16 protein-coding genes, 1 tRNA gene and 1 pseudogene are annotated in these 21,541 nt (G+C 70.3%); 10 read left to right on the top strand and 8 right to left on the bottom strand.

Annotated features, from left to right (window positions below; genetic code table 11):
* The first annotated feature begins 32 nt into the window (after positions 1 to 32).
* The 6 genes from QFZ50_RS09280 to QFZ50_RS09255 all read left to right on the top strand — a co-directional run bounded on the left by QFZ50_RS09280 (position 33) and on the right by QFZ50_RS09255 (position 6,894).
* The gene (locus QFZ50_RS09280; protein ID WP_307083576.1) at positions 33 to 758 is read left to right on the top strand and encodes an NUDIX hydrolase; all 726 of its coding nucleotides are present in this window, start codon (positions 33 to 35) and stop codon (positions 756 to 758) included.
* A gap of 92 nt (positions 759 to 850) precedes the next feature.
* Entirely contained in the window at positions 851 to 2,134 is a 1,284-nt protein-coding gene (gene nadA / locus QFZ50_RS09275; RefSeq protein WP_307083574.1) for a quinolinate synthase NadA, read from the top strand.
* On the top strand, positions 2,131 to 3,894 hold the full coding sequence (locus tag QFZ50_RS09270) for an L-aspartate oxidase (protein ID WP_307083571.1): 1,764 nt from the start codon (positions 2,131 to 2,133) through the stop codon (positions 3,892 to 3,894). Before nadA ends, QFZ50_RS09270 begins: the two co-directional genes overlap by 4 nt.
* Positions 3,891 to 4,838 (top strand): carboxylating nicotinate-nucleotide diphosphorylase, encoded by a 948-nt coding sequence (gene nadC / locus QFZ50_RS09265; RefSeq protein WP_307083569.1) that lies wholly within the window; start codon positions 3,891 to 3,893, stop codon positions 4,836 to 4,838. Before QFZ50_RS09270 ends, nadC begins: the two co-directional genes overlap by 4 nt.
* Positions 4,825 to 5,997 carry a cysteine desulfurase family protein gene (locus QFZ50_RS09260; RefSeq protein ID WP_307083568.1) on the top strand — a complete coding sequence of 391 codons (1,173 nt, stop codon included), beginning with the start codon at positions 4,825 to 4,827 and terminating at the stop codon, positions 5,995 to 5,997. Before nadC ends, QFZ50_RS09260 begins: the two co-directional genes overlap by 14 nt.
* Before the next feature lie 114 nt (positions 5,998 to 6,111).
* Positions 6,112 to 6,894, top strand: a complete 783-nt coding sequence (locus QFZ50_RS09255) for a hypothetical protein (RefSeq protein ID WP_307083567.1) — start codon at positions 6,112 to 6,114, stop codon at positions 6,892 to 6,894.
* Between the two features lie 8 nt (positions 6,895 to 6,902).
* On the opposite strand, the gene QFZ50_RS09250 is transcribed toward QFZ50_RS09255, so the two are convergent.
* A complete protein-coding gene (locus tag QFZ50_RS09250; protein ID WP_307083566.1) occupies positions 6,903 to 7,823 on the bottom strand; it encodes an oxidoreductase in 921 nt (306 codons plus the stop codon).
* Between the two features lie 122 nt (positions 7,824 to 7,945).
* Between QFZ50_RS09250 and QFZ50_RS09245 the strand changes: the two genes are divergently transcribed.
* Positions 7,946 to 8,749, top strand: a complete 804-nt coding sequence (locus QFZ50_RS09245) for a transglutaminase-like domain-containing protein (RefSeq protein WP_307083565.1) — start codon at positions 7,946 to 7,948, stop codon at positions 8,747 to 8,749.
* 48 nt (positions 8,750 to 8,797) lie between these two features.
* Here the strand turns inward: QFZ50_RS09245 and QFZ50_RS09240 are convergent, their stop codons facing one another.
* The 5 genes and pseudogenes from QFZ50_RS09240 to QFZ50_RS09220 all read right to left on the bottom strand — a co-directional run bounded on the left by QFZ50_RS09240 (position 8,798) and on the right by QFZ50_RS09220 (position 16,931).
* On the bottom strand, positions 8,798 to 9,304 hold the full coding sequence (locus QFZ50_RS09240; protein ID WP_373462257.1) for a MarR family winged helix-turn-helix transcriptional regulator: 507 nt from the start codon (positions 9,302 to 9,304) through the stop codon (positions 8,798 to 8,800).
* A 99-nt stretch (positions 9,305 to 9,403) separates the two neighbouring features.
* Positions 9,404 to 12,656, bottom strand: a pseudogene (locus tag QFZ50_RS09235) (efflux RND transporter permease subunit).
* 51 nt (positions 12,657 to 12,707) lie between these two features.
* Positions 12,708 to 14,201: a malate:quinone oxidoreductase gene (locus QFZ50_RS09230; protein ID WP_307083564.1), complete on the bottom strand. Its 1,494-nt coding sequence runs from the start codon at positions 14,199 to 14,201 to the stop codon at positions 12,708 to 12,710.
* A gap of 109 nt (positions 14,202 to 14,310) precedes the next feature.
* Positions 14,311 to 16,029: an ABC transporter substrate-binding protein gene (locus tag QFZ50_RS09225; RefSeq protein WP_307083563.1), complete on the bottom strand. Its 1,719-nt coding sequence runs from the start codon at positions 16,027 to 16,029 to the stop codon at positions 14,311 to 14,313.
* A gap of 194 nt (positions 16,030 to 16,223) precedes the next feature.
* Positions 16,224 to 16,931 carry a fasciclin domain-containing protein gene (locus QFZ50_RS09220; protein ID WP_307083562.1) on the bottom strand — a complete coding sequence of 236 codons (708 nt, stop codon included), beginning with the start codon at positions 16,929 to 16,931 and terminating at the stop codon, positions 16,224 to 16,226.
* A 984-nt stretch (positions 16,932 to 17,915) separates the two neighbouring features.
* Here QFZ50_RS09220 and QFZ50_RS09215 point away from each other — a divergent pair.
* Positions 17,916 to 18,527, top strand: a complete 612-nt coding sequence (locus tag QFZ50_RS09215) for a hypothetical protein (protein ID WP_307083561.1) — start codon at positions 17,916 to 17,918, stop codon at positions 18,525 to 18,527.
* Positions 18,528 to 19,122: 595 nt separating this feature from the next.
* On the opposite strand, the gene QFZ50_RS09210 is transcribed toward QFZ50_RS09215, so the two are convergent.
* Together QFZ50_RS09210 and bcp are read right to left on the bottom strand one after the other, a co-directional pair.
* Positions 19,123 to 19,204, bottom strand: a tRNA-Leu gene (locus QFZ50_RS09210).
* A 93-nt stretch (positions 19,205 to 19,297) separates the two neighbouring features.
* Complete coding sequence (bcp, locus tag QFZ50_RS09205) at positions 19,298 to 19,771, bottom strand: thioredoxin-dependent thiol peroxidase (RefSeq protein WP_307083560.1); 474 nt, start codon at positions 19,769 to 19,771, stop codon at positions 19,298 to 19,300.
* Positions 19,772 to 19,936: 165 nt separating this feature from the next.
* Between bcp and QFZ50_RS09200 the strand changes: the two genes are divergently transcribed.
* Both QFZ50_RS09200 and QFZ50_RS09195 read left to right on the top strand, forming a co-directional pair.
* Entirely contained in the window at positions 19,937 to 20,446 is a 510-nt protein-coding gene (locus QFZ50_RS09200; RefSeq protein WP_307083558.1) for a MarR family winged helix-turn-helix transcriptional regulator, read from the top strand.
* Positions 20,447 to 20,636: 190 nt separating this feature from the next.
* Positions 20,637 to 21,536, top strand: coding sequence for a sigma-70 family RNA polymerase sigma factor (locus QFZ50_RS09195; RefSeq protein ID WP_307083556.1), 900 nt, complete (start codon positions 20,637 to 20,639; stop codon positions 21,534 to 21,536).
* The last annotated feature ends 5 nt before the right edge of the window (positions 21,537 to 21,541 follow it).

Genomic DNA, 21,541 nt, shown 5'->3' with positions numbered 1-21,541 from the left:
GGGTCGCACCCCGTCGGACGGAAGGGCCGGGTATGTACAGCTCGGCCAACGTCTCGGAGCGCCAGGCCCAGGCACCGGCGCTCGCCATCTCGACGGTCATCTTCGCGCTGCGCTCGGACCCCACCTCGGGGCGGTCCGAGATCTGGCTGCCGCTCGTGCGAAGGATCCGGCAACCGCACCTCGGCAAGTGGGCGCTCCCCGGTGGCCCGCTCGGAGGCAGCGAGTCGCTGCAGGACGCGGCAGCGCGGAACCTGAGGGAGACCACGGACCTCGAGCCGACGTACCTCGAGCAGCTCTACGCGTTCGGCGGGCTCGACCGCGCTGCAGCGCAGCGCCTCGTGTCCATCGTCTACTGGGCGCTCGTCCGCCCGGACCAGGCCGGCCTCGCACGGGAGTCGGAGAACGTGCGCTGGTTCCGGGCATCCGAGGCGGCCGGCCTCGCCTTCGACCATGACGAGATCGTGGCCTACGCCCTCGAGCGGCTGCGCGGCAAGATCGAGTACGGCTCCGTCGCCTACCACTTCCTCGGCGACCGGTTCACGCTCGCGCAGCTGCGGGGGGTGTACGAGGCCGTGCTCGGCCGGTCTCTGGATCCGGCGAACTTCCGGCGCCAGTTCCGGTCAGCCAAGGACATCTCCGCGACGGACGAGGTGCTCCAGGGCGGGCGCAACCGGCCGCCCCGCCTCTACCGCTACACAGGACCGGTCGCGACCGCGCCCCTCCCTCGACCTGCGGAGCCGGCCCCACCGCCGTCGTAGCAGCCCATCGCCGACACCCGTCCTCTTCGTCCTCCACCCCCCCCCGATCCCGCCGACGACCACCGCCGGCCCGCCCACTCAGGGAGAACCACATGTCCGTCACCACAGCCATCCAGCTCGTCGGTCGAGAAGAGGCGGGCGCCGCCGCGGGCACCGGGACCTGCTCGCCGAACCTCGCGCGCGATCCGTGGGCGTTCGATGCCCTACCCATGCCCAGCTACGGCCCCGGTGCCTCCATGCACGATCAGGCCCCACCGGCCACTCCCCGGCAGGGCGAACTCCCGGAGGAGTACAGGACCGCGTCCGCAGAGGAGCTCGACCGCCGCATCCTCGCCGCGAAGGACACGCTCGGGGACTCCGCGGTCATCCTCGGCCACTTCTACCAGCGCGACGAGGTGGTGCAGTACGCCGACTTCGTGGGCGACAGCTACCAGCTCGCCCGCGCGGCCACCGAGCGGTCGGCGGCCGAGTCCATCATCTTCTGCGGCGTGCACTTCATGGCGGAGACCGCGGACATGCTCTCCACGCCGCAGCAGTCCGTGATCCTGCCGAACCTCGCGGCAGGGTGCTCGATGGCGGACATGGCGGACATCGATTCGGTGTCCGAATGCTGGGAGCAGCTGACCGCTCTCCTCGGATCCGACGAGGACGCCGATGGGCGCCGGCCCGTCATCCCGGTGACCTACATGAACTCCTCGGCCGCGCTGAAGGGATTCTGCGGTGAGAACGGCGGCATCGTCTGCACCTCGTCGAATGCCGCGGCGGTGCTCGAATGGGCCTTCGAGCGGGGCCGGCGCGTGCTGTTCTTCCCCGATCAGCATCTCGGGCGCAACACGGCCAAGGCCATGGGCGTGCCGCTCGAGCAGATGCCGATGTGGAATCCACGCAAGCCCTGGGGCGGGACGGACGAGCAGACGCTGCGCGACTCCCGCGTGATCCTCTGGCACGGGTTCTGCTCCGTGCACCGGCGGTTCACCGTCGCGCAGATCGAGCAGGCGCGCGCGGAATTCCCCGGTGTCCGTGTGATCGTGCACCCGGAGTGCCCCATGCCCGTGGTGGACGCCGCCGACGAGTCGGGCTCCACCGACTACATCCAGAAGGCGATCGCCGCGGCCGCGCCCGGCAGCACATTCGCGATCGGGACGGAGATCAACATGGTGAACCGGCTCGCCGCGCAGTACCCGGAGCACACCATCTTCTGCCTCGACCCCGTCATCTGCCCCTGCTCCACGATGTACCGCATCCACCCCGGGTACCTCGCGTGGGTCCTCGAAGGGCTCGTCGAGGGGCGGGTCCTCAACCGGATCACCGTCCCCGACGCCGTCGCCGTCCCCGCCCGCGTGGCCCTGAACCGGATGCTCGCGGTGCGGCCATGACACCGGGACGCCCGGTCCGCGCGCGGCCGGACGACGGTGCCCACCGGGCCGTCGTCGTCGGCGCCGGAGTCGCGGGACTGCAGACGGCGCTGGTGCTCCGCCGTCTCGATCCCCGCCGGGAGGTGGTCCTGCTCTCGAAGGCGGCCCTCGCCGAGAGCAACACCAGGTACGCCCAGGGCGGGATCGCAGCCGTCGTGCCGGACCGTCCGGACCACCGCCCGACGGCGGGTGCCCCGGAGGACACGGTGCTGTCGCACATCTCCGACACGCTCGCGGCCGGCGCCGGGCTGGCGGATCCGCACGCCGTCGCGGTCCTCTGCCGTGGTGCCGCGGACGGTATCGACGCCCTGGAGCGGGCGGGGGTCGTCTTCGACACCTCCGGTGCGGCACGGGCGGCGACAGGCGCGACAGGCGCGGCACATTCCCCAGCCACCGAGCACATCGGACCCCGGCCGGCCGGAGTGGGCGGAACCGGCACCCACGAGACCCTGGCACGAGGCCGGGAGGCCGCCCACTCGGCTGCCCGGATCCTCCACATCGGCGGCGACGCCACCGGAGCCGGACTCGTGGACGCACTCACCGCAGCCGTCCGCGGGGACGAGGGGATCCGCGTCCTGGAGCACACCTTCGTGACGCGGGTGCTGCTCGACGAGGCACCCGGCAGTGCTCCACGCGCCACCGGGGTCGAGGTCCTCACGGACGAGGGCGTGCGGCGGATCGGGGCCGACGCCGTCGTGCTGGCGACCGGGGGCGCGGGCCAGCTGTTCGAGCACACCACCAACCCCGTGATCAGCACGGGTGACGGTGTCGCACTGGCGTGGCGCGCGGGGGCCGTGGTCGCGGACCTCGAGTTCTTCCAGTTCCATCCCACGTCGCTCGACGTCCCCGGGAACCCGCTTCTCTCGGAGGCCGTGCGGGGGGAGGGGGCCCGGCTCGTCGACGCCGAGGGCCGTGCCTTCATGACGGACCACCACCCGGACGGCGACCTCGCGCCCCGCGACGTCGTCGCCCGGGGCATCGCCGGACACCTTGCGTCCCGCACCACCCAGGCCGCTTCCCGGCCCGCCCGGCAGCCATCCGAGAGCTCGACCGGCCCGACACCGCGGGTCCTCCTCGATGCGACGGCGCTCGGTGGCGCGTTCCTGGCCCGGCGCTTCCCGTCCCTGACCGCGCTCACCGCCCGGCACGGGTTCGACTGGTCCACGGAACCGGTCCCGGTCGTCCCCGCCGCCCATTACTGGATGGGTGGCGTCCGGACCGATCCGGACGGACGGACCTCCGTCCCCGGGCTGTTCGCCGTCGGCGAGGCGGCCTGCACCGGCGTGCACGGCGCCAACAGGCTCGCCTCGAACAGCCTGCTCGAAGGGGTCGTCTTCGGCGCCCGCTGTGCGGCCGCGATCGCCGGCGGCGGCGGCGGGGACGCGCCCCGCTTCGATGCCGAGCCCGTGGACCTGGACGGGCAGGCACCCACCCAGCCCTTCACCCGGCGCGATCTGCAGGTGCTGATGTCCGACCACGCGGGCATCCTGCGAACGCACGACGGGCTCGACCTCGCCCGCAAGCACCTCTCCTCCTACCGCTCCGGCCCCGACCCCGAGAACGCCAACCTCCTGCTGTGCGCCCGGCTCCTCGTCCACGCGGCCGCGAACAGGTCCGGCTCCTGCGGTGCGCACTTCCGCGCCGACGAGCCCGACGACGCGCCCCGCCATCCCGCCCCGCGCCGGTCCTACGTCCGAGCCACCGAAGGAGCAACGCCATGACCCGTACTGCCGCCACCCCGCCCTCCACGGCCCTGTCGACCACCCCGCCGCCGCAGCACCTGATCGACGCGATCGTCACCGCTGCACTCGCCGAGGACGCCCCGTGGGGCGACATCACGTGCCAGGCGCTCATCCATCCCGACCTGCAGGCGACGGCGACCGTCACGGCGCGCGAACCGGGCACCCTCTGCGGGACCGCCGCGATCGAGGCCGCGATGCGTCTGACGGACCCGCGCATCCGCGTCGACCTCCCGCTGGCGGACGGTTCCAGGTTCGCAGCCGGTGACGTCCTCGCCGAGATCAGCGGACCGGCGGCCGGGATCCTCACGGCCGAACGGACAGCACTCAACATCGCCCAGCGCCTCAGCGGGATCGCCACCCTCACACGCTCGTTCGTGGACGCCGCATCCGGCACGCACGCGCGCATCGTCGATACCCGCAAGACCACGCCCGGGCTCCGGGTCCTGGAGCGCTGGGCGGTCCGGTGCGGCGGTGGATCCAATCATCGGTCCGGACTGTCCGACGCCGTCATGGTCAAGGACAACCACCTGGCCCTCCTCGCCGTCGACGGCCCCGAGGCCCTCACGGACACCCTGCTGACCCTGCGATCGCGGGTGCCGCACACCGTGCACGTCGAGGTCGAGGTCGACCGGCTGGACCAGCTCGGCCCGGTCCTCGCCGCAGGGGTGGACACCATCATGCTCGACAACTTCGGCCTCGACGACCTCGCCGCGGGCGTACGCCTCATCGACGGACGCGCGCTCGTGGAGGCGAGCGGCAACGTCCGGCTGGACACCGTGGCCGCCATCGCCGCGACCGGCGTGGACATCATCTCCGCCGGGGCCCTCACCCACAGCGTCCGCTCCCTGGACCTCGGGCTGGACTTCGTCCAGGTGCCGGGCCCACGGGCTGGTCGGCCGGACGGCCGCCATGATCTACCTTGACGCCGCCGCGACCGCACCGGCGCGGCGCGAGGTCCTCGAGGAGATGTGGCCCCTCCTGACAACCACCTTCGGGAACCCCTCGAGCCACCACACCTACGGCGAGGCGGCAGCGGCCGAGTTCTCACGGGCCCGCTCGCGCATCGCGGCGCTGCTCGGCTGCCGTCCGTCGGAGATCGTCTTCACCTCGGGTGGCACCGAGGCCGACAACCTCGCGCTCAAGGGGATGGCCCTCGCCGCCCCGCGGGGACGGCATATCGTCACGAGTGCGATCGAGCACCCGGCGGTCCTGGAAGTACTCGACCACCTCCGCCGCTTCCACGGCTTCCGCATCACCGTCCTGCCGGTCTCCCGCACGGGCCTCGTCTCGCCGGCCGTGCTGGGCGACGCGCTCGAGGACACCACGACGCTCTGCAGCGTGATGTACGCGAACAACGAGGTGGGCACGGTGCAGGACGTCGCAGCGCTGGCCGACGTCTGCCGCCGCGCAGGCGTCCCCTTCCACTCCGACGCCGTCCAGGCCGCGGGCTGGCTTCCCCTCGACGTCGGACGTCTGGGAGTCACGGCCCTCAGCATCTCGGGCCACAAGCTCGGTACGCCGAAGGGCATAGGGCTGCTGTACCTCCGCGCCGGGACGCCGTGCGAGCCCGTGCTGCACGGCGGCGGCCAGGAGCGCGGGCGCCGGTCCGGCACGGAGAACGTCGCCGGTGCCGTAGGCCTCGCACGGGCGCTCGAACTCGCGCAGGGCTCCCTGCCGGGCGTCGCAGTCACGGCAGCGACCGCCCGGGACGCGTTCATCGCCGCGGTCCTCCAGGGCGTTCCCGGGGCGATCCTGACCGGCGACGCCGAGCATCGGCTGCCGAACCTCGCCTCGTTCTGCTTCCCCGGCGTGAACGGTGAGGCGGTCCTCCTGGAGCTCGAACGCCGCGGGGTCGTCTGCTCGAGCGGATCGGCCTGCGCGGCCGGCTCCACCGAGCCGTCGGCCGTGCTGCTGGCGCTCGGCCTCGACGAGGAGACCGCATCGACCGCCGTGCGGCTCTCATGGACCCAGGGCACGCCGGAGGGGGATCTCGAGGTGGCCGCCCAGGCCGTCGTCGCGTCCGTGCGTGCCGTGCGGTCGCTCGGCGCGGCACACCCGGACGGCAGCTTCGCCGAAGCCTAGACTGGCGGCATCGAGCGACGCGCGAGGCAGAGCGGACGGCACGGAGCGGCAGTTAGCGGCAGGGAGCGGCACGGGTGTCACCGGAGATACCCGTGCCATGGAGGGGGAGGCGTCATGATGAAGCCCAGGACGATCGTGCAGGAGATCCGACCGGGACGACGGGCACGGCAGGCCGTCCTCGCCGCGGCGCTCGCCGGCCTGCTGCTGACGTCGTGCTCCGCGCCGCAGGACGACGAGGGATCCGTCTCGCCGCCTGCGTCCGCCTCCAGCACGCCGGAACCGACGGCAGCGCCGCTGCGGGAGGCCCGCGAGGGATGGAAGGTGTTCACCGATCCCGGGCGGCTCGTGAGTTTCGAACTGCCCGAGGCATGGGTGGTGCAGCCGCTCGAGCCGGCCGTGGGCAGCTATGCGCCGGGCTCGCTGCACTACGCGGTCCGCACGCCGGAGGGGGTGACCGCCGCCGAACTGCACACCGGCATCGTGACGCCCGAGCCTCCGTGCCCCGAGCCGCAACGCACACCCTATTACGTCATCGGCAGCGAACCGCTCGATCCCACCGTCGGAGCTCCGGCCACCGCGGACCTCGAACCCCGCTTCGTCGTCCGGCTCATCACCGGCTTCCGCTTCTTCGGCTCGTACGGGATCGCCGATCAGGTCGGCGGACCCGACGGGCTGGCGTGCTCGCTGTCGAACACCGTTCAGGGGAGCGACGCCCTCGGCCGGTTCAGTTTCGGCGATCTCGAGGTGCTCGCACCCAAGGTGCCCGCGGAGACCGGTCCGGGGACGGTCTCCTTCGGCACCATCGGCGAGGCGGAGGCCTACTATGCCGGCCCGGAGTTCGCGACCATCCGCGAGATGATCCTCTCCGTCCAGGTCGGGGCCGCTCCGGCGAGTTAGGCCGAGGGTCAGACCGCGGGCTGCAGGGTGGCGTAGTCCACCCCGGTCAGTTCGACGCTGCGGTTCCAGAGTCTCACCGCGATGTCCCGGTCCAGCACCCGCGGCACGGGGGCCACGAGGCGGGGGCCGCCCCGGGTCTCGCCCGGCCCGGAGGGGCCGAAGTAGTCACCGCCACGGACGTCCGGGGCGGTCGCCGCGTACAGGGTGGGCGACGCCCCGGCGGCGTCGGACTGGCCCATCAGCCGGAAGAAGCCGCCGAAGGCGTCGAGCAGCGCGGGTGCCTGCATGCCCGCGGTCAGGTTCGTGTTGGCCAGTCCGGGATGTGCCGCCACGGAGGTCAGGTCCCAGCCCGCGGCGCGCGCCCGACGGTCGAGTTCCACCATGAAGTAGAGGTTCGCGATCTTGCTCTGGCCGTACGCGCTCCAGCGGCGGTAGCGGCGTTCCGACTGCAGGTCCCCGAAATCGATGCGCCCCCGCTTGTGCGCGAGGCTGGACAGCGTCACGACGCGGGACGAGCCCGCCTCCTGGAGGTTCGGCAGCAGGAGCCCCGTCAAGGCGAAATGGCCCAGATGGTTGGTGCCGAACTGCAGTTCGAAACCGTCGGCCGTGGTGCCTTTCGGCGTGGCCATGACACCGGCGTTGTTCACCAGGATGTGCACCGGACCGTCGAGGCCCGCCGCGAAGTCGCGGATCGAGGAAAGGCTCGCGAGGTCCAGCACGCGCATCTCGACGCTCTCACTGCCGGTCAGGGAGCGGACCCGCCCCTCGGCCTCGCGCCCGCGTTGCTCGTTGCGGCATGCGAGGACCACGTGCGCGCCCTTCCTTGCCAGCGCGACGGCGGTCTGCAGCCCCAGCCCGCTGTTGGCGCCGGTGATGACCACGCGCCGTCCCGACAGGTCGCCGATCGAATCCGCTGTGAAGTCGCTCATGTGTGCCTTTCCTGCATGGGCGTCCTGCCCGGCCGGGGGATGCCCGCCCGGCGTCGAGGATACCGCTCCCGCCCCAGCATAGAGTTGGGACCGAACGAACCGCCTACCGGGAGCAACGAACCATGCAGCGCACTGTCTCCGCCGATCTCGAAGCCACCACGACCGCCGGCACCGAGATCGTCCTGTCGATCGCCGTGGCCGCCCCGGAGGCCTACGCGTCGGTCGAGGAGCAGCTGACGGTGCTGGTCGACGGCGAACCGACCGCGGTCCGCGCGAAGCAGGACGGCGATGGCGGCCGGCTCCACCTGCTCACCACGCCTCGGGCCTCCTCGGTCGCCGTTCACTACCGGGCGACGGTGGCAGGACAGGCGGCTCCAGCCCCCGGGGACGACGTCGACCTGGTGCGCCATGTGCGTCCGAGCCGCTACTGCGAATCCGACAGGATCCTGCCCACCGCCTATGCCGTGCTGCCCGACCTCCGGGGGCCGGATCTCGTCCAGGGCATGCGGGACTGGGTCGCCGAGGAGCTGTCCTACGTCTCGGGGTCGTCCCGCTTCACGGACGGTGCCGTGGACACCCTGCTCGCGCGCAGGGGTGTCTGCCGGGACTACGCGCACCTGCTGATCGCCCTCCTGCGGGCGCGGGACATCCCCGCGCGCCTCGCCTCCGTGTACGCTCCGGGACTCAGCCCGATGGACTTCCACGCGGTCGTGGAGGCCTGGGTCGACGGCACCTGGCACCTGCTCGATGCGACAGGCCTCGCGCCGCGGGCCTCGATGCTGCGGATCGCGACGGGCAGGGACGCGACGGACACGGCATTCGTCTCGACCGTGGGCGGTTCGCTGCAGCTCACGCGCCTCACGGTGACCGCCACCGTCGACGCGCTGCCCGTCGAACGCGCCGCCGACCGGGCATCCCTGCGCTGATTCCGAAGTCACGGCGGGGGCTGCCGGGCGCGAGGGGCAGAGCCTGACCTACTGCCCGAGGCCCGCGTTGATCTTGTCCGTCAGGGCCTTGAGCTGTGCCATCTCGGCCGGGTCCAGAACGGGCGCGAGCACGTCCTGGATGCGGTGGACGTGGGCCGATCCGATCCGCCGCTGCAGCGCCCGGCCCTCGTCCGTGAGGGCCAGTTCGACGCCGCGCTGGTCGGTCTCCGCAGGGCGCCTCCGCACCAGGTTCCTCGCCTCGAGGCGGTCCACCATGCGACTGAGGCTGGGCTGGCTGATCAGGAGGTGATGATTGAGTTCGTTGAGCCGCGTCCAGCCTCCCGGACAGCGGCTCAGGTTGAACAGGACGTCGTACTCGCCGATGGGCAGTTCCCGGAACACGGGGTCCTGGCGGAGGCGGCGCATGACGCCGACCTGCGCGCGGAAGAGCGACTCCCAGGTCTCCGAGGCCTGCCGGGTCGACGGACCGGACGCGGCCTCGCCGTCCTGGCCGGCGGCCATCGGCTTCCCTGCGGTGTTCGACTGGTCGCGCATGGCTGTTCCCCGGCCTCCCGCCGGTTCCACCGGCCATTGGATACGTATGCATCCATTCTACGCGGCCGGGGCGGGCTGCACGCGGGAGCCCTCGGGGCGTCAGGCGGTTGCGGCGGCCGCCCTTCGCCGGGCCCGTTCCTCACGGCGCCCCTCGACGAGCCGGTACAGGACCGGGACGAGGATGAGCGTCAGCGCCGTCGACGAGACGAGTCCGCCGATCACGACGACCGCCAGCGGCTGCGAGATGAAGCCTCCCTCGCCTGTGAGCCCGAGCGCCCATCGGCGTGAGCGCGAAGATGGTGGCGAGGGCTGTCATGAGGATGGGCCGGAGGCGCTGGCGGGCGCCCTCGCGGATCGCGTCCGCGACGGGCAGTCCCGGCGCTCCGTTCCGCGGCAGGCGGTACTGGTTGATGAGGTCGATCAGCACGATCGCGTTGGTGACGACGATGCCGACGAGCATCAGCATGCCGATGAGCGAGGGCAGTCCGAGCGGGATCCGCGTGATCAGCAGCAGAGCGATGGCGCCCGTGGCGGCGAAGGGGATCGACACGAGCAGGATCAGGGGCTGCACGAGGCTCTTGAACGTCGCCACCATGATCACGTAGACGATGGCGACGGCCGCCCAGAGCGCCAGGAACAGCTGGTCGAAGGACTCGGTCTGCTGGCTCGAGGCGCCGCCGACGGTCGCCGTCGCGCCGGCGGGCAGGTCGACGCCCGCGAGCCGCTCGTTCACCGCCGTCGTCAGGCCACCGAGGTCGTCCCCGGCGGGGGTGATCGAGACGCGTGCCGTCCGCTCCCCGTTGGTGCTCGTGACCGAGAGCGGCACCTCCACCTCCTCGACGGATGCGACATCCGTCAGGGGGACGGGCCCCTGCGCCGTCGGGATCCGGAGGGCACGGAGCTGGTCGAGGCTCGTGATGGGTGTGCCCTCCCCGATCAGGACCGGGAAGTCGTCGGCGTCGAAGCGCACGGACCCTGCGGGCACGGGACTGATGCTCCCGCCGAGCAGGCCGGCGATCTGGCCTTCGCTGAGGCCCGCCTCGACGGCGGCCGCGCGGTCCACGTCGATCTGGACCTGCGGCTTCGCAGCCGACAGGTTGCTCGTGACCTCGCCTGCGCCCTCGATGCCCTGCAGGCCGTCGAGGACGGCGGCGTTGGCCGAGGCAAGGTCCTCGGGAACGGGAGCTGTGATGTCGACGTCGATGGTGCTGGACGTCCCGAAGCCGCCCTGCTGACTCGACACGGAGAAGGTGCCGGCGTCCTGGAGGCCGTCGAGCTCCTGGCGGACCGACTCCTGGAGCTCCTCCTGGTCGGCCTCCTCGTCGGTGATGACGGTGAACGTCGCCACCGAGGCACCGCCGGAGAACTGGGCGGCGAAGCCGCCCTCCGCGTTGCCGACGGTGAGCTGGACGTCCCGGATCCGGGGATCGGCGGCCAGGATGTCCTCCGTGCGGGCGGCCGCCTCCGCTGTCGTCGTGAGGCTGGAGCCCGGTGCCAGCGTCTGCGTGAGGGAGAAGCTGTTCTGGCCCGAGCCGCCGAGGAGGTTCGTGGGGAGGAACGGGACCATCGCCGCCGTCGCGCCGAGCACGATCAGGCCGCTGACGAGCGTGACGACGGGGTGACGCTGCGTGCCGGACAGGATGGGCAGGTAGCCGCGCTGGAGGAGGGACGGCCGCTCGGACGCGGGAGCCTCCCGGGCTCCGTCCTCCGGCACCGCGGCGGCGTGGCGTGCTCCCCGGCGTGAGGGCATGGTGCTGGGGAGGAACCAGTAGGCCAGCACCGGGATGATGGTCAGCGCCACGGCGAGGGATGCCAGCAGCGCGATCCCCGTCGTGACGGCGAAGGGCCGGAAGAGTTCGCCCGCGAGACCGCCGACGAACCCGATGGGGGCGAACACCGCGACGGTGGTCAGGGTCGAGGCGGTGATGGCTCCTGCCACCTCACGGACAGCCGTCAGGATCGCCTCGCGCTTGTCCTCCCCGTAGCCGAGGTGCCTCTTGATGTTCTCGATCACGACGATCGAGTCGTCCACCACGCGCCCGATCGCGATCGTCAGGGCGCCGAGGGTCAGCAGGTTCAGGGAATAGCCCGCCGCGTAGAGCCCGATGAACGTGATGAGCAGTGACAGGGGGATGGAGATGGCGGTCACGAGGGTGGAACGAACCGAGAGCAGGAAGACCAGGATGATGAGGACGGCGAAGACGAGACCGAGGATGCCCTCCGTGGTGAGGTCGTTGATGCTGCTCTCGATGAAGGGCGCCTGGTCGAACACCACGGTGATGTCGGCGGCGTTGCCGAGTTCGGCCTCCAGGTCCGGCACGAGGTCCACGATCTGCTGCGAGATCTGCACGGTGTCGCCGTCCGGCACCTTGGTCACCGCGAGGGCGAGGGTCTCCACGCCGTTCGTGCGCGTGATGGAGGTGGCGGCGTCGTCGGCCAGGCTGACGTCGGCGATCTCCCCGATGGTCACGACCGGACCGGAACCGGAACCGGGAGCCGGAGCCGGAGCCGCAGGAGCGGCTGCGGCACCGCCCGGTGCCGACGGTGCCGACGGTGGCGGCGACGTCGGCGACGTCGGCGAGGTCGTCGGCGACGACGAGGAGGTCGAGGACGACGGGAGGACCGGGAGCGCCTTGATGTCGTCGAGCGATTCGATCCGGCTTCCCGCCTGGATCGTCAGGGACCGGGGGTCCTCCTCCAGCGTCCCGACCGGGAACAGCGCGCCGTTGTCCTCGAGGGTGCTGGTGAGGTCGGCGACGGTGAGCCCGGCAGCGGCGAGTGCGCCGTCCCGGGGCAGGACGGCGACGTGCTGCGTGGTCCCACCGGAGACCTCGGCGGTGCGTACGCCCTCGATCTTCTGCAGCCGGGGGACGGTCAGCCGGGAGAGGTCGCCGTTGAGCTCGCTGAGGGACTGGTCCGAGGACACGGCCATGAACACGATGGGCAGGTCGCTGATGCTGCCCGCGAGGGCCTGCGGCTCGACGTCCTCCGGGAGGGTGGGGCGCACCGTGGAGATGGCCCGGTCCACCTGCGCGCGTGCCCGGTCGAGATCGGTGCCGTACACGAACACGAGGCTGACGGTGGAGACGCCGGTGCGGGAGGTGGAGGACGACGACTCGAGCCCCTCGACACCGCTGAGTGCCGCCTCGAGGGGTTCGCTCACCTGCTGGTCGAGGTACGCGGGGGACGCCCCCGGCACGGAGGACAGCACCGTGATCTGCGGGAACTCGAGCGAGGGGATGAGCTCCTGCTTGAGCGACCCGAGGGTGATCACGCCGAACACCGACGCGAGGATGGTGATCAGCGCGATGAGCGCGCGGTTACCGAGGGAGAGATGGGCCAGACGGAACAAGGAACCTGCCTTCGGTGCTGGCGGGCGTCCGGCTGCCCGGCACCGCCGTCGTTATTTGAGCTTGAGGACCCGGTCGGTGAGCGTCTGGACCTCGGTGGCCAGGGACGGGTTCTCGTTGAGCCTGACTCCGTACCCGGGCAGCATCTCCTTGAGCTTGGGCTCCCAGTCGGTCATCTTGGCGGGGAAGCAGCGCTTCAGCAGCTCCACCATGATGGGCGCGGCGGTGGAGGCGCCGGGGGAGGCGCCGAGCAGGGCGCCGACGGAGCCGTCCGCGGACGTGATGACCTCGGTGCCGAACTGCAGCACGCCACCCTTCTTGGGGGCCTTCTTGATGACCTGCACCCGCTGGCCCGCCGAGATCAGTTCCCAGCTGCCGCCGTCGGCCGTCGGGAGGAAGTCGGTGAGCGCCTCGTTCTTCGCGTCCCGGTTCTTCAGCACCTCGGTGATGAGGTACTTGGTCAGGGACATGTTGTCCTTGGCGACGGCCAGCATGGGCACCAGGTTCGAGGTGCGGATGGAAGTGGGCAGGTCCAGGTAGGAACCGCGCTTCAGGAACTTCGTGGAGAAGCCGGCGTACGGTCCGAACAGGAGGGAGCGCTCGCCCTTGACGAAGCGCGTGTCCAGGTGCGGCACGGACATGGGCGGAGCTCCGACCGACGCCTGGCCGTAGACCTTGGCGTTGTGCCGGCCCACGAGCTCGGGATCGGTGCAGCGGAGGAACTGGCCGGACACGGGGAACCCTGCGAAGCCCTTGCCCTCGGGGATGCCGCTGCGCTGCAGCAGGTGCAGGGCGCCGCCGCCGGCACCGATGAAGACGAACTTCGTGGTGACCGTGCTGGTCTCGCCGGTGGTCCTGTTCCTGACCTTGACGTCCCAGCGTCCGTCGGTGGCGCGGGCGACGTCGAGCACGTCGAAGCCGTAGTGCAGGTCGACGCCGGTCCCCTCCAGGTAGCCGGTCAGCTGGCGGGTCAGGGCACCGAAGTCGACGTCGGTGCCGCCCTCGACGCGTGACGCGGCGACGGGCTGCGAGGGGTTGCGGCCCTGCATGACGAGCGGCGTCCATCCCGCGATGGTGTCGTGGTCCTCGCTGTGCTCCATGGTGCTGAAGAGCGGCTGGGCGCTGAGCGCCTCGTAGCGCCGGCGGAGGTACTGCGCGTTCGCCTGACCCCAGACGAAGCTCATGTGGGGCACGGGGTTGATGAAGGTCCGGGGATCGCCGACATGGCCCTCGGACACCATGTGCGACCAGAACTGACGCGACACCTGGAACTGCTCGTTGATGGCGACGGCCTTGGCCGGGTCCACGGAGCCGTCCTTGCCGGCGGGGGAGTAGTTCAGCTCGCACAGGGCGGAGTGGCCCGTGCCGGCGTTGTTCCAGGGGTCGGAGCTCTCGAGGCCGGCGACGTCGAGCCTCTCGAAGAGCGAGATGTCCCACTCGGGCTGGAGCTGACGGAGGAACGCGCCGAGCGTGGCGCTCATGATCCCACCGCCGATCAGCACAACGTCGGTGGTCTTGGCAGGGGAGCCCAGAGTATTAGTGGTCAACGTTGTCTCCAGTCGCAAGGTCGTAGCAAGGAAAGCCTAGCCTCTGGCAGTGACACTCCCTAAATCCGCGGGGCGCCCGGGCAGCACGGGGTGCGGGGTCCGTGGCGGCTCAGTCCGAGGGGTCGGGCAGGGGTTCGGCGTCGGCGAGGTCGATCCGGTTGAAGACCTCGCGCATCACTGGGCTGACCGGATAGGACGTCACGCGGGCGCTCATGGCCAGCGCCGAGATGGGGAAGGCCAGGGGCACGGCGGGGATCCGTCCTGCGATCTGCGAGCTGATGCTCGCGTACGCCGTCGTCCGGTCCTCGCCGTTCGGCAGTCCGCGGGCGCGGTTGATCTTGCTGAACAGCTGCGGGTCGTCATAGCCGAACTCGTCGTTGCGGCTGCCGAAGAGCGCGCCGACGAAGTTGTCGGGGTCCTCGTAGCTCCCGCTCCAGCCGAGGAGGTGGAAGGCCCGGTCGCCCGGCTTCTGCACCGCCGCCACATAGCCGTCGCTCCACTCGACGGGGACGGGCTTGATGTTGAAGCCGGCCTCGGTGAGCTGGCGGCTGAGCTCCGCATAGGCCTTCTCCGGCGAGGGCAGGTAGGCGCGGGAGACGTTGCGCGGGTAGTAGAAGGGCAGTTCGCGCCCGTCGTACCCGGATTCCTCCAGCAGTTCCTTGGCGAGGTCGAGGTCGTACCCGTAGTCCGCCACGGTGTCGTTGCTCACACCGAGCTTCTCCGGGACGAACTGGCGCGCCGGCTTGGTGCCGTTGAGGAAGCGGCCGTCGATCAGGGCGTCCTTGTCGATGGCGTGGGCGACGGCCTGGCGGAAGAGGGGGTCGTCGACTCCCGGGAAGGCCTGGTTCATCCCGAGGTACAGCACGGAGTACGGGTCGCGCTGCAGGAACTGGAGGCCGTTCCGGGCGAGGTCGACGGCGCTGTCCACGCTGACGAAGTCGTAACCGTCGATCCGACCCGAGGTGAGGGCCCGCGCGCGGGAGTCCGGGTTCGGGATGGTGGTGAAGGCGACCTTCTGGATCTCGCCGCGCTCCCCCCAGTACCGGGGGAAGGCGGCGAGGTCGACGGCGCCCGGCGTCCAGGAGACGAGGCTGAAGGGCCCGGTACCCACCGGAGCGAGGCCGTACCGGGAGATGGCCATGCCGTCACGGGTCTCGCTGAGCTCGTCGGCGGCCCCGGACCGGAGTGCCGCCGGGGAGGAGATGGCGAAGGCCGGAGCGGCGAGCGCCGGGATGAGCCCGGTGATCCGCTTGCGCAGGTGCAGGTCCACGGTGTGCTCGGCCGTCGCGGTGCACCCCTCGTAGAGGGTCGCCTCGGGCCGGTCGGAGAACGCCTTGAACACGTTCTCGAACGGCAGGCGGGAGGCGCCCGCGCGGGCGGCGGCGGGCAGCTGGTACCAGCGGTCGAAGTTGGCGCACACCGCCTGCGCGTCGAACGGCAGGCCGTCGTGGAAGACGACGTCGTCCCTGAGTGTGAACTCGTAGGTCCGTCCGTCGTCCTGTTCCTCCCACGCCTCGGCCAGGAGCGGCGTCGGTTCGGAGGTGAGCGGATCGACGCCGACCAGTCCCTCCATGATCTGCTGCGACACCCGGTAGGACTCGGTGTCGTTGGCGAGTGCCGGGTCGAGCGTACGGGGGTCGGCCGCGGTGCCGAACGTGAACGTCGACGCCTCCGCGGCCGGGGTGGTCGCGGCCGCGGACGGCTGGGGAGGGGACACCTCACCCGCCGTGCAGGAGACCAGCGAGGCCGCCGTGAGGACCGCCGTGAGCGGGAGAACGCCGCGACGGGCGCGTCCAGGGCCGATGCGGCGCGCGGCAGGGGTCTTCACAGCAGGATCTCCGAAGGGCAGTGGTTCCCGGTCCGACGCGGTCCGGGTTTCTGATCCTCAAGTCTAGGTGATGGTCCTGTCCGCGCTGCCCGGACCGCGGCCGGACGAGCGAACGGACCCCCTCACCGCGGTGAGGGGGTCCGTCCGTTGCCCTGGAGCATGTCAGAGGTGTGCGCCAGGGACGCTTCCGATGCTCAGCCGGCGGGAGGCGTGAGGACGCCGTCCACCAGGTACACGACGGCGTTGGCGGTCTGGACGCCGCCGCAGACGATGTTGGCGTCGTTGACCTTCAGGGCGTCACCGGAGCCGGTGACCTCGAGCGTCGCGCCCTGGACCGTGGTCTGGGTGGTGCCCTCGAGCTCGGCGGGCTGGATCTTGCCCGGGACGACGTGGTAGGTGAGGATGCTGGAGAGCATGGCCGAGTCCGTCTTCAGGGTCTCGAGCGTCGCGGGATCCAGGGCCTTGAAGGCGTCGTCGACGGGTGCGAAGACCGTGAACTCGCCGCCGTTGAGGGTGTCGACGAGGTCGACGTCCGGGTTGATCCCGCCGGAGACCGCAGCGGTCAGCTGGGTCAGGATGGGGTTGTTGGACGCGGCGGTGGCGACGGGATCGAGCGCCATGCCCTCGACGGAGCCGGCACCGTCGGGGACCTGCTCGGCGTAGCCGGCGCAGCCCGGTCCGACCAGGTTGGCCGCGGGGTCCATCATGGCGTCGGCGGAAGCCGAGGGGCTCATCTCCGCCTCCGGCGTCGCGGACTCGCTGGCCATGCTGCTCTCGCCGGCCGCGCTGCTCGGGCTGGACTCGGACGATGCCTCGTCGCCTCCGCCACAGGCCGCCAGGCTCAGCATCGAGATGGCTGCGATCCCGAGGATCGAGAGGTTCCTACGCTTGGTGGTTTCCATGAGATTGTCCTCCGTACATGGCACCCCGGAAGGGCGCCTGTGGGCTGTGGTTTGCGGTGAAACACATCGTGTCGATGTCTCGGAGGTACTTCGGATGCCCCGCGGGGGTGGATGGGTGGGATCTTCGAGAAGGAGTCCGCCGGCCGCCGTCGGGCGGGCACGCACGGGCCCTCCCCGATGCGCGCACGACCTGCCGCGTTGTGCCTCCCGGCGCCGCCGCGGCCAGCGGAAAGCCCCGCCGGATCGGTGCCCGGCGGGGCTTTCGTGAGCGACCCGGAGGCCGGTGCCGCCGCTGTGTCGTGTGCGCGAGAGGGGACTTGAAAACTCCTCTTGGCCCTTTTCGGCTCCCACCCCGAGGACCGCGCTGGGTAACGGCGGAAACTGAGAGGGTCCCCGGAGTGTCCGGAATCCGGGTGGCGTTGATGGCATCAACAGGCCAGGCGAAGGGACCACGGTCCCCTCGTCACCCGTCCCGATGCGGACCTCGCTCCTCGAGTTGCCGCCGGCGCACGACGCCAGGGGGCACCTACGCTTCACGAACCATCGAAAACTCCACCCACTGGACCTGCGCGAGCTCCTTCGGCCACGCCATAGCGAAGCCCTTCACCGTCTGCACGACGTCGCCGGGGTAGGTCAGGTCTACCCACACAGCCGGTGCCTCCTCCGTCGTCCAGTGCACGCTCTCGGCCGGCCCCGGCATGGACTCGGGCGGACGAACCGGTCAGCAGACGGGGCATACCCATGCCAGTGGTACCCGTGCCCGCCCTGGGATCGATCACTCATCCCGAGCAGGGTTGCACCCACCAATGACGGAAGGGGCCGCCCCCGGATGAGGCTCACGCTTTCAGATCGTGATGGAACCGGGAGCACAACGCGGGCACGGGTTCCACCCAACAACTACATTGAGAAGCGAGGTCGCAAACAGGCACACTCGACAAACTCAGGCGTCCCGCCTCCGGCGGTGCCTTGTGAAATGGGGGAAGTATGAAGAAATTGATGGTGTCCAGCGCTGCCGCCCTTGGGATTTCAATCCTGATCTTGCTGTCGGGCATTCCCGCCGCGGGCGCATTGGAAATCCCGCCACGCCAGGAACCGACGATTTCGGCGACGGTTTTCGAGGCCGGGACGACCATCACGTTTGGTGGGATCAACGCGTACCCGAATACCGAGGTGTGGATCGACTTCGATGAGCCTCGGAAGTTGGCGTTCATTGACGAGGAGCGGTACACGAATCCTGACCTCCCACCGCAGCAGACGATCATCTCCGACGCCAACGGGGTGTTCTCCACACACGTGACCTTCCCCGTACCGGGCACCTATTTGATCAGGGGTTACTGGGTCGACGGCGGAAGCGGACGGGTGTTGAAAGTTGACCAGACCGTTGAGGTGACGGCGTCGACCACGCAGCTCCCTGCCATCGGTACGTCTACTCCACAGGTCAGTCAGGTGCCCATTGGTGGCGTTGACACCGGAGTCCCTACCACCGACGAACAACCCACCAACCTAGGAATCGTCGCCCTTGGCGGAGGCATAGTCCTGGCGGCAGCGGGCATATCGCTGAGGATCAGGCACCTGCAGGCTGGTGCCCGGAGTTAGGCCGAACCCTCACCGAACCAGCTGGCCATCGCACAGGCCCTCGTCTAATGAGGAGTAACTGATCGCCAACGACGAAAGCGCCCCACCCTCACGAGGAGGGTGGGGGCGTGTCACTGCACTGAGCCGGATTCATGGACTCCTCTCGGGTGGATCCGAGTAGTAGGAGCACATGTGGAGTACCGCACACGCTGTTGAGGCGCTGGCCCCGAGCTTTAGCGTCAGCGCATGAAACGGCTACTAGAAGCAGTGCACCGGTTCGTGGAGCACAACGTCGTGTGCGATGACCCGTGGCCTGCCCTGTCGCGCCTAGACCAGGAAGACCTCATAGCCCAGGCAAGGTACCGGCTCGACCGATTGCACTAAGCCGGATCCATGTGTGGAGGCGGTCGGATACCGCCGTTCCATGACCCGTATCTTCTTGAGCCATGCATCCGAAGACAAACCCGCGTACTTCAGGTCTACCGCCGCTTAGACAACGCCTACCCTGACCTCGAGCAGTGGTTGGACCTGTTCGAGATCGTCGCCCCCATCAACACTTCCGCCAACTTCATCAATAACGACCCGGCCGATGCGCCCCTGACTAGAAGCTCTACTGTGCGCGAGAGGGGACTTGAACCCCTACGTCCGAAGACACTGGAACCTAAATCCAGCGCGTCTGCCAATTCCGCCACTCACGCTCGGATGCCTCGCAGGGAGGGCATCCGGTCGGATCCACTCTATCGCCACCGCGCCGTGCCAGGGCGACCCGGTGTGCGGTGGCTCGCGGCTGCCTACCGGTCGATGCCGAGGTCGCGCCGCAGCTTCGCGACATGGCCGGTCGCGCGGACGTTGTACTGCGCGAGGGCGACCCTGCCCTCGGCGTCGACGACGACCGTGGACCGGATGAGGCCCTCGTACGTCTTGCCGTAGTTCTTCTTCTCACCCCAGGCTCCGTAGGCCTCCGCGACGGCGTGGTCCTCGTCGGACAGCAGGGGGAAGGTCAGGGACTCCTGCTCGGAGAACGCTGCCAGCTTCCGGACCGGGTCGGGCGAGATGCCCAGCACGCGGTACCCCGCGGCGCCGAGCGAGGCGAGATTGTCCCGGAAGTCGCAGGCCTCGGTGGTGCACCCGGGGGTGGCGGCCGCCGGATAGAAGTACACGACGACATTTCCGCCCCTGAGCGACGAGAGCGAGACCTTGTTGCCTTCGGCATCCAAGAGCGTAAAGTCGGGGGCACTATCACCGGTAGCGAGTCGTTGCGTCATGCATACTCCTGGGGTTCGGCTGGGGTGGGGCGGGGGTGCAGCCGTCTCCCGGCAAGGCCTCCGGGCCCGGCCGGGAGAAATTGACTAGCTGGCCTAGCTATCATAGGGGGAGATCCGGTGCCGGAGACGGGACCCGATCTGCGATCGAGAGGAAGTGCACGGTCTATGCCCGATCTGGAGCAATGGCCCACCGGACGACTGCTGACGACGGCGGCGCGTCTTGTCGAGCATGCCTGGAACGAGCGGCTCGTCGACATTGGCGTGACGCATGCAGGCGTGATCGCCCTCGGCGTCCTCGCGGATCAGGGTGCCATGACGCAGGCGAGCCTCGCCCAGATCGTCAGGGTCCAGGCGCAGACGATGGGGAAGACCCTCTCGCGGCTCGAGACGCGCGGCCATGTGACGCGCGTCCGGAACGACCTGGACCGGCGCTCGCACACCGTGTCCATCTCGCCGGCGGGACGCAGGGTCCTCGACGCCGCGGAGGACATCGAGCGCACCCTCGTGGCCGGTGGGGGGCTCGTGTCCGACGAGCTGCGCGGGCACCTGCAGAGAGTCATCCGGGAGCTGGGTGCGCCCCGGTGGAACTGGACGGCGGGCAGCGCCGGCGCGAAGGACGGGGTGGCCCTCGAAGGCCCCGGTGCCGCGGGCCCCGCAGCGACCCTGTCGAGCTGAGCACCTCCCTGGACCGCAGAGGTCCGTCGAGCCCCTTGCCCTCCGGGTAGGGGGCTTTTCCGTTCCCGCCGCGGCCGGCGCGCGGAACGCTTCTACCCGCACCGCCGGGAAAAGGGAAGACCCCTGCAGAATCGGATTGTTCGCGGAAAGGGTCTTGCGTACTAAGCAGACTGATGTTTTGTTGGGAAGCGTGAGTGTCCAACGCCTGACGGAGAACAGCATGCCCGGTACCGCCGACCCCGATTCCGCCGCGGAGCCCCCTGCCGTCCGCGCGGTCACCCCCGCCTGTCCCGGCGAGGGCACGCAGGCTCCCGGCGAGGACACGGAGGCCGACGCCCCGGAAACGGACGGCGCGTACCCCGAGCGTCCCCTCAAGGCGGCCCTGCAGGATGACATCGCCCTGCGGCACATGGACATCGCCGAATCGGTGGCCCGCTCGTTCGCGTTCTCGGGGCCCGAGGCCTCGGACATCCGGCAGGTCGCCTATCTCGGACTCATCAAGGCGGTGCAGCGCTTCAACCCGGGCCGGGGCATCCCGTTCGCCTCGTTCGCGGTACCCACCATCACCGGGGAGATCAAGCGCTATCTGCGGGACTCGTGCTGGGTGGTCCGACCGCCACGCGCCGTGCAGGATCTGCGCACGGAGATCGCCCGCACCGCTCCCGCGATGGCTCAGCGGCTCGGGCGCGAGGCCACGGCACGGGAGCTGGGGCTGGAGCTCGGCTGGCCGGAGAACAAGATCCTCGAAGCACAGGCCTCCCACTCGAGCCTGCGTCCCGACTCCCTCGACGCACCGACCGAGGGACGCACCTGGGCCGACACGCTGGCGAGCGATTCCAACGGGATGGAGCGCAGCGATGACATGATCTCGCTCCGCGGCGCCGTCAACGAACTCGACGCCGGTGAGAAGGAGCTGCTCTACCGCCGCTACTTCATGGAGCAGACCCAGCAGGGGATCGGGGACGAGCTCGGGATGTCGCAGATGCAGGTCTCCCGGACCCTCGCGCGCATCCTGGTCAAACTGCAGAAACGGCTCCTCGACGCCCCCGCCGCGCAGGGTCAGCGTCCCGCGCGCACCGGCATCGCCTGAGACGC

The organism is Arthrobacter agilis (assembly GCF_030816075.1).
GTDB lineage: Bacteria > Actinomycetota > Actinomycetes > Actinomycetales > Micrococcaceae > Arthrobacter_D > Arthrobacter_D agilis_E.
Note: the sequence above shows the minus strand (reverse complement) of the source record. Positions and strands in the feature narration are given on the sequence as shown.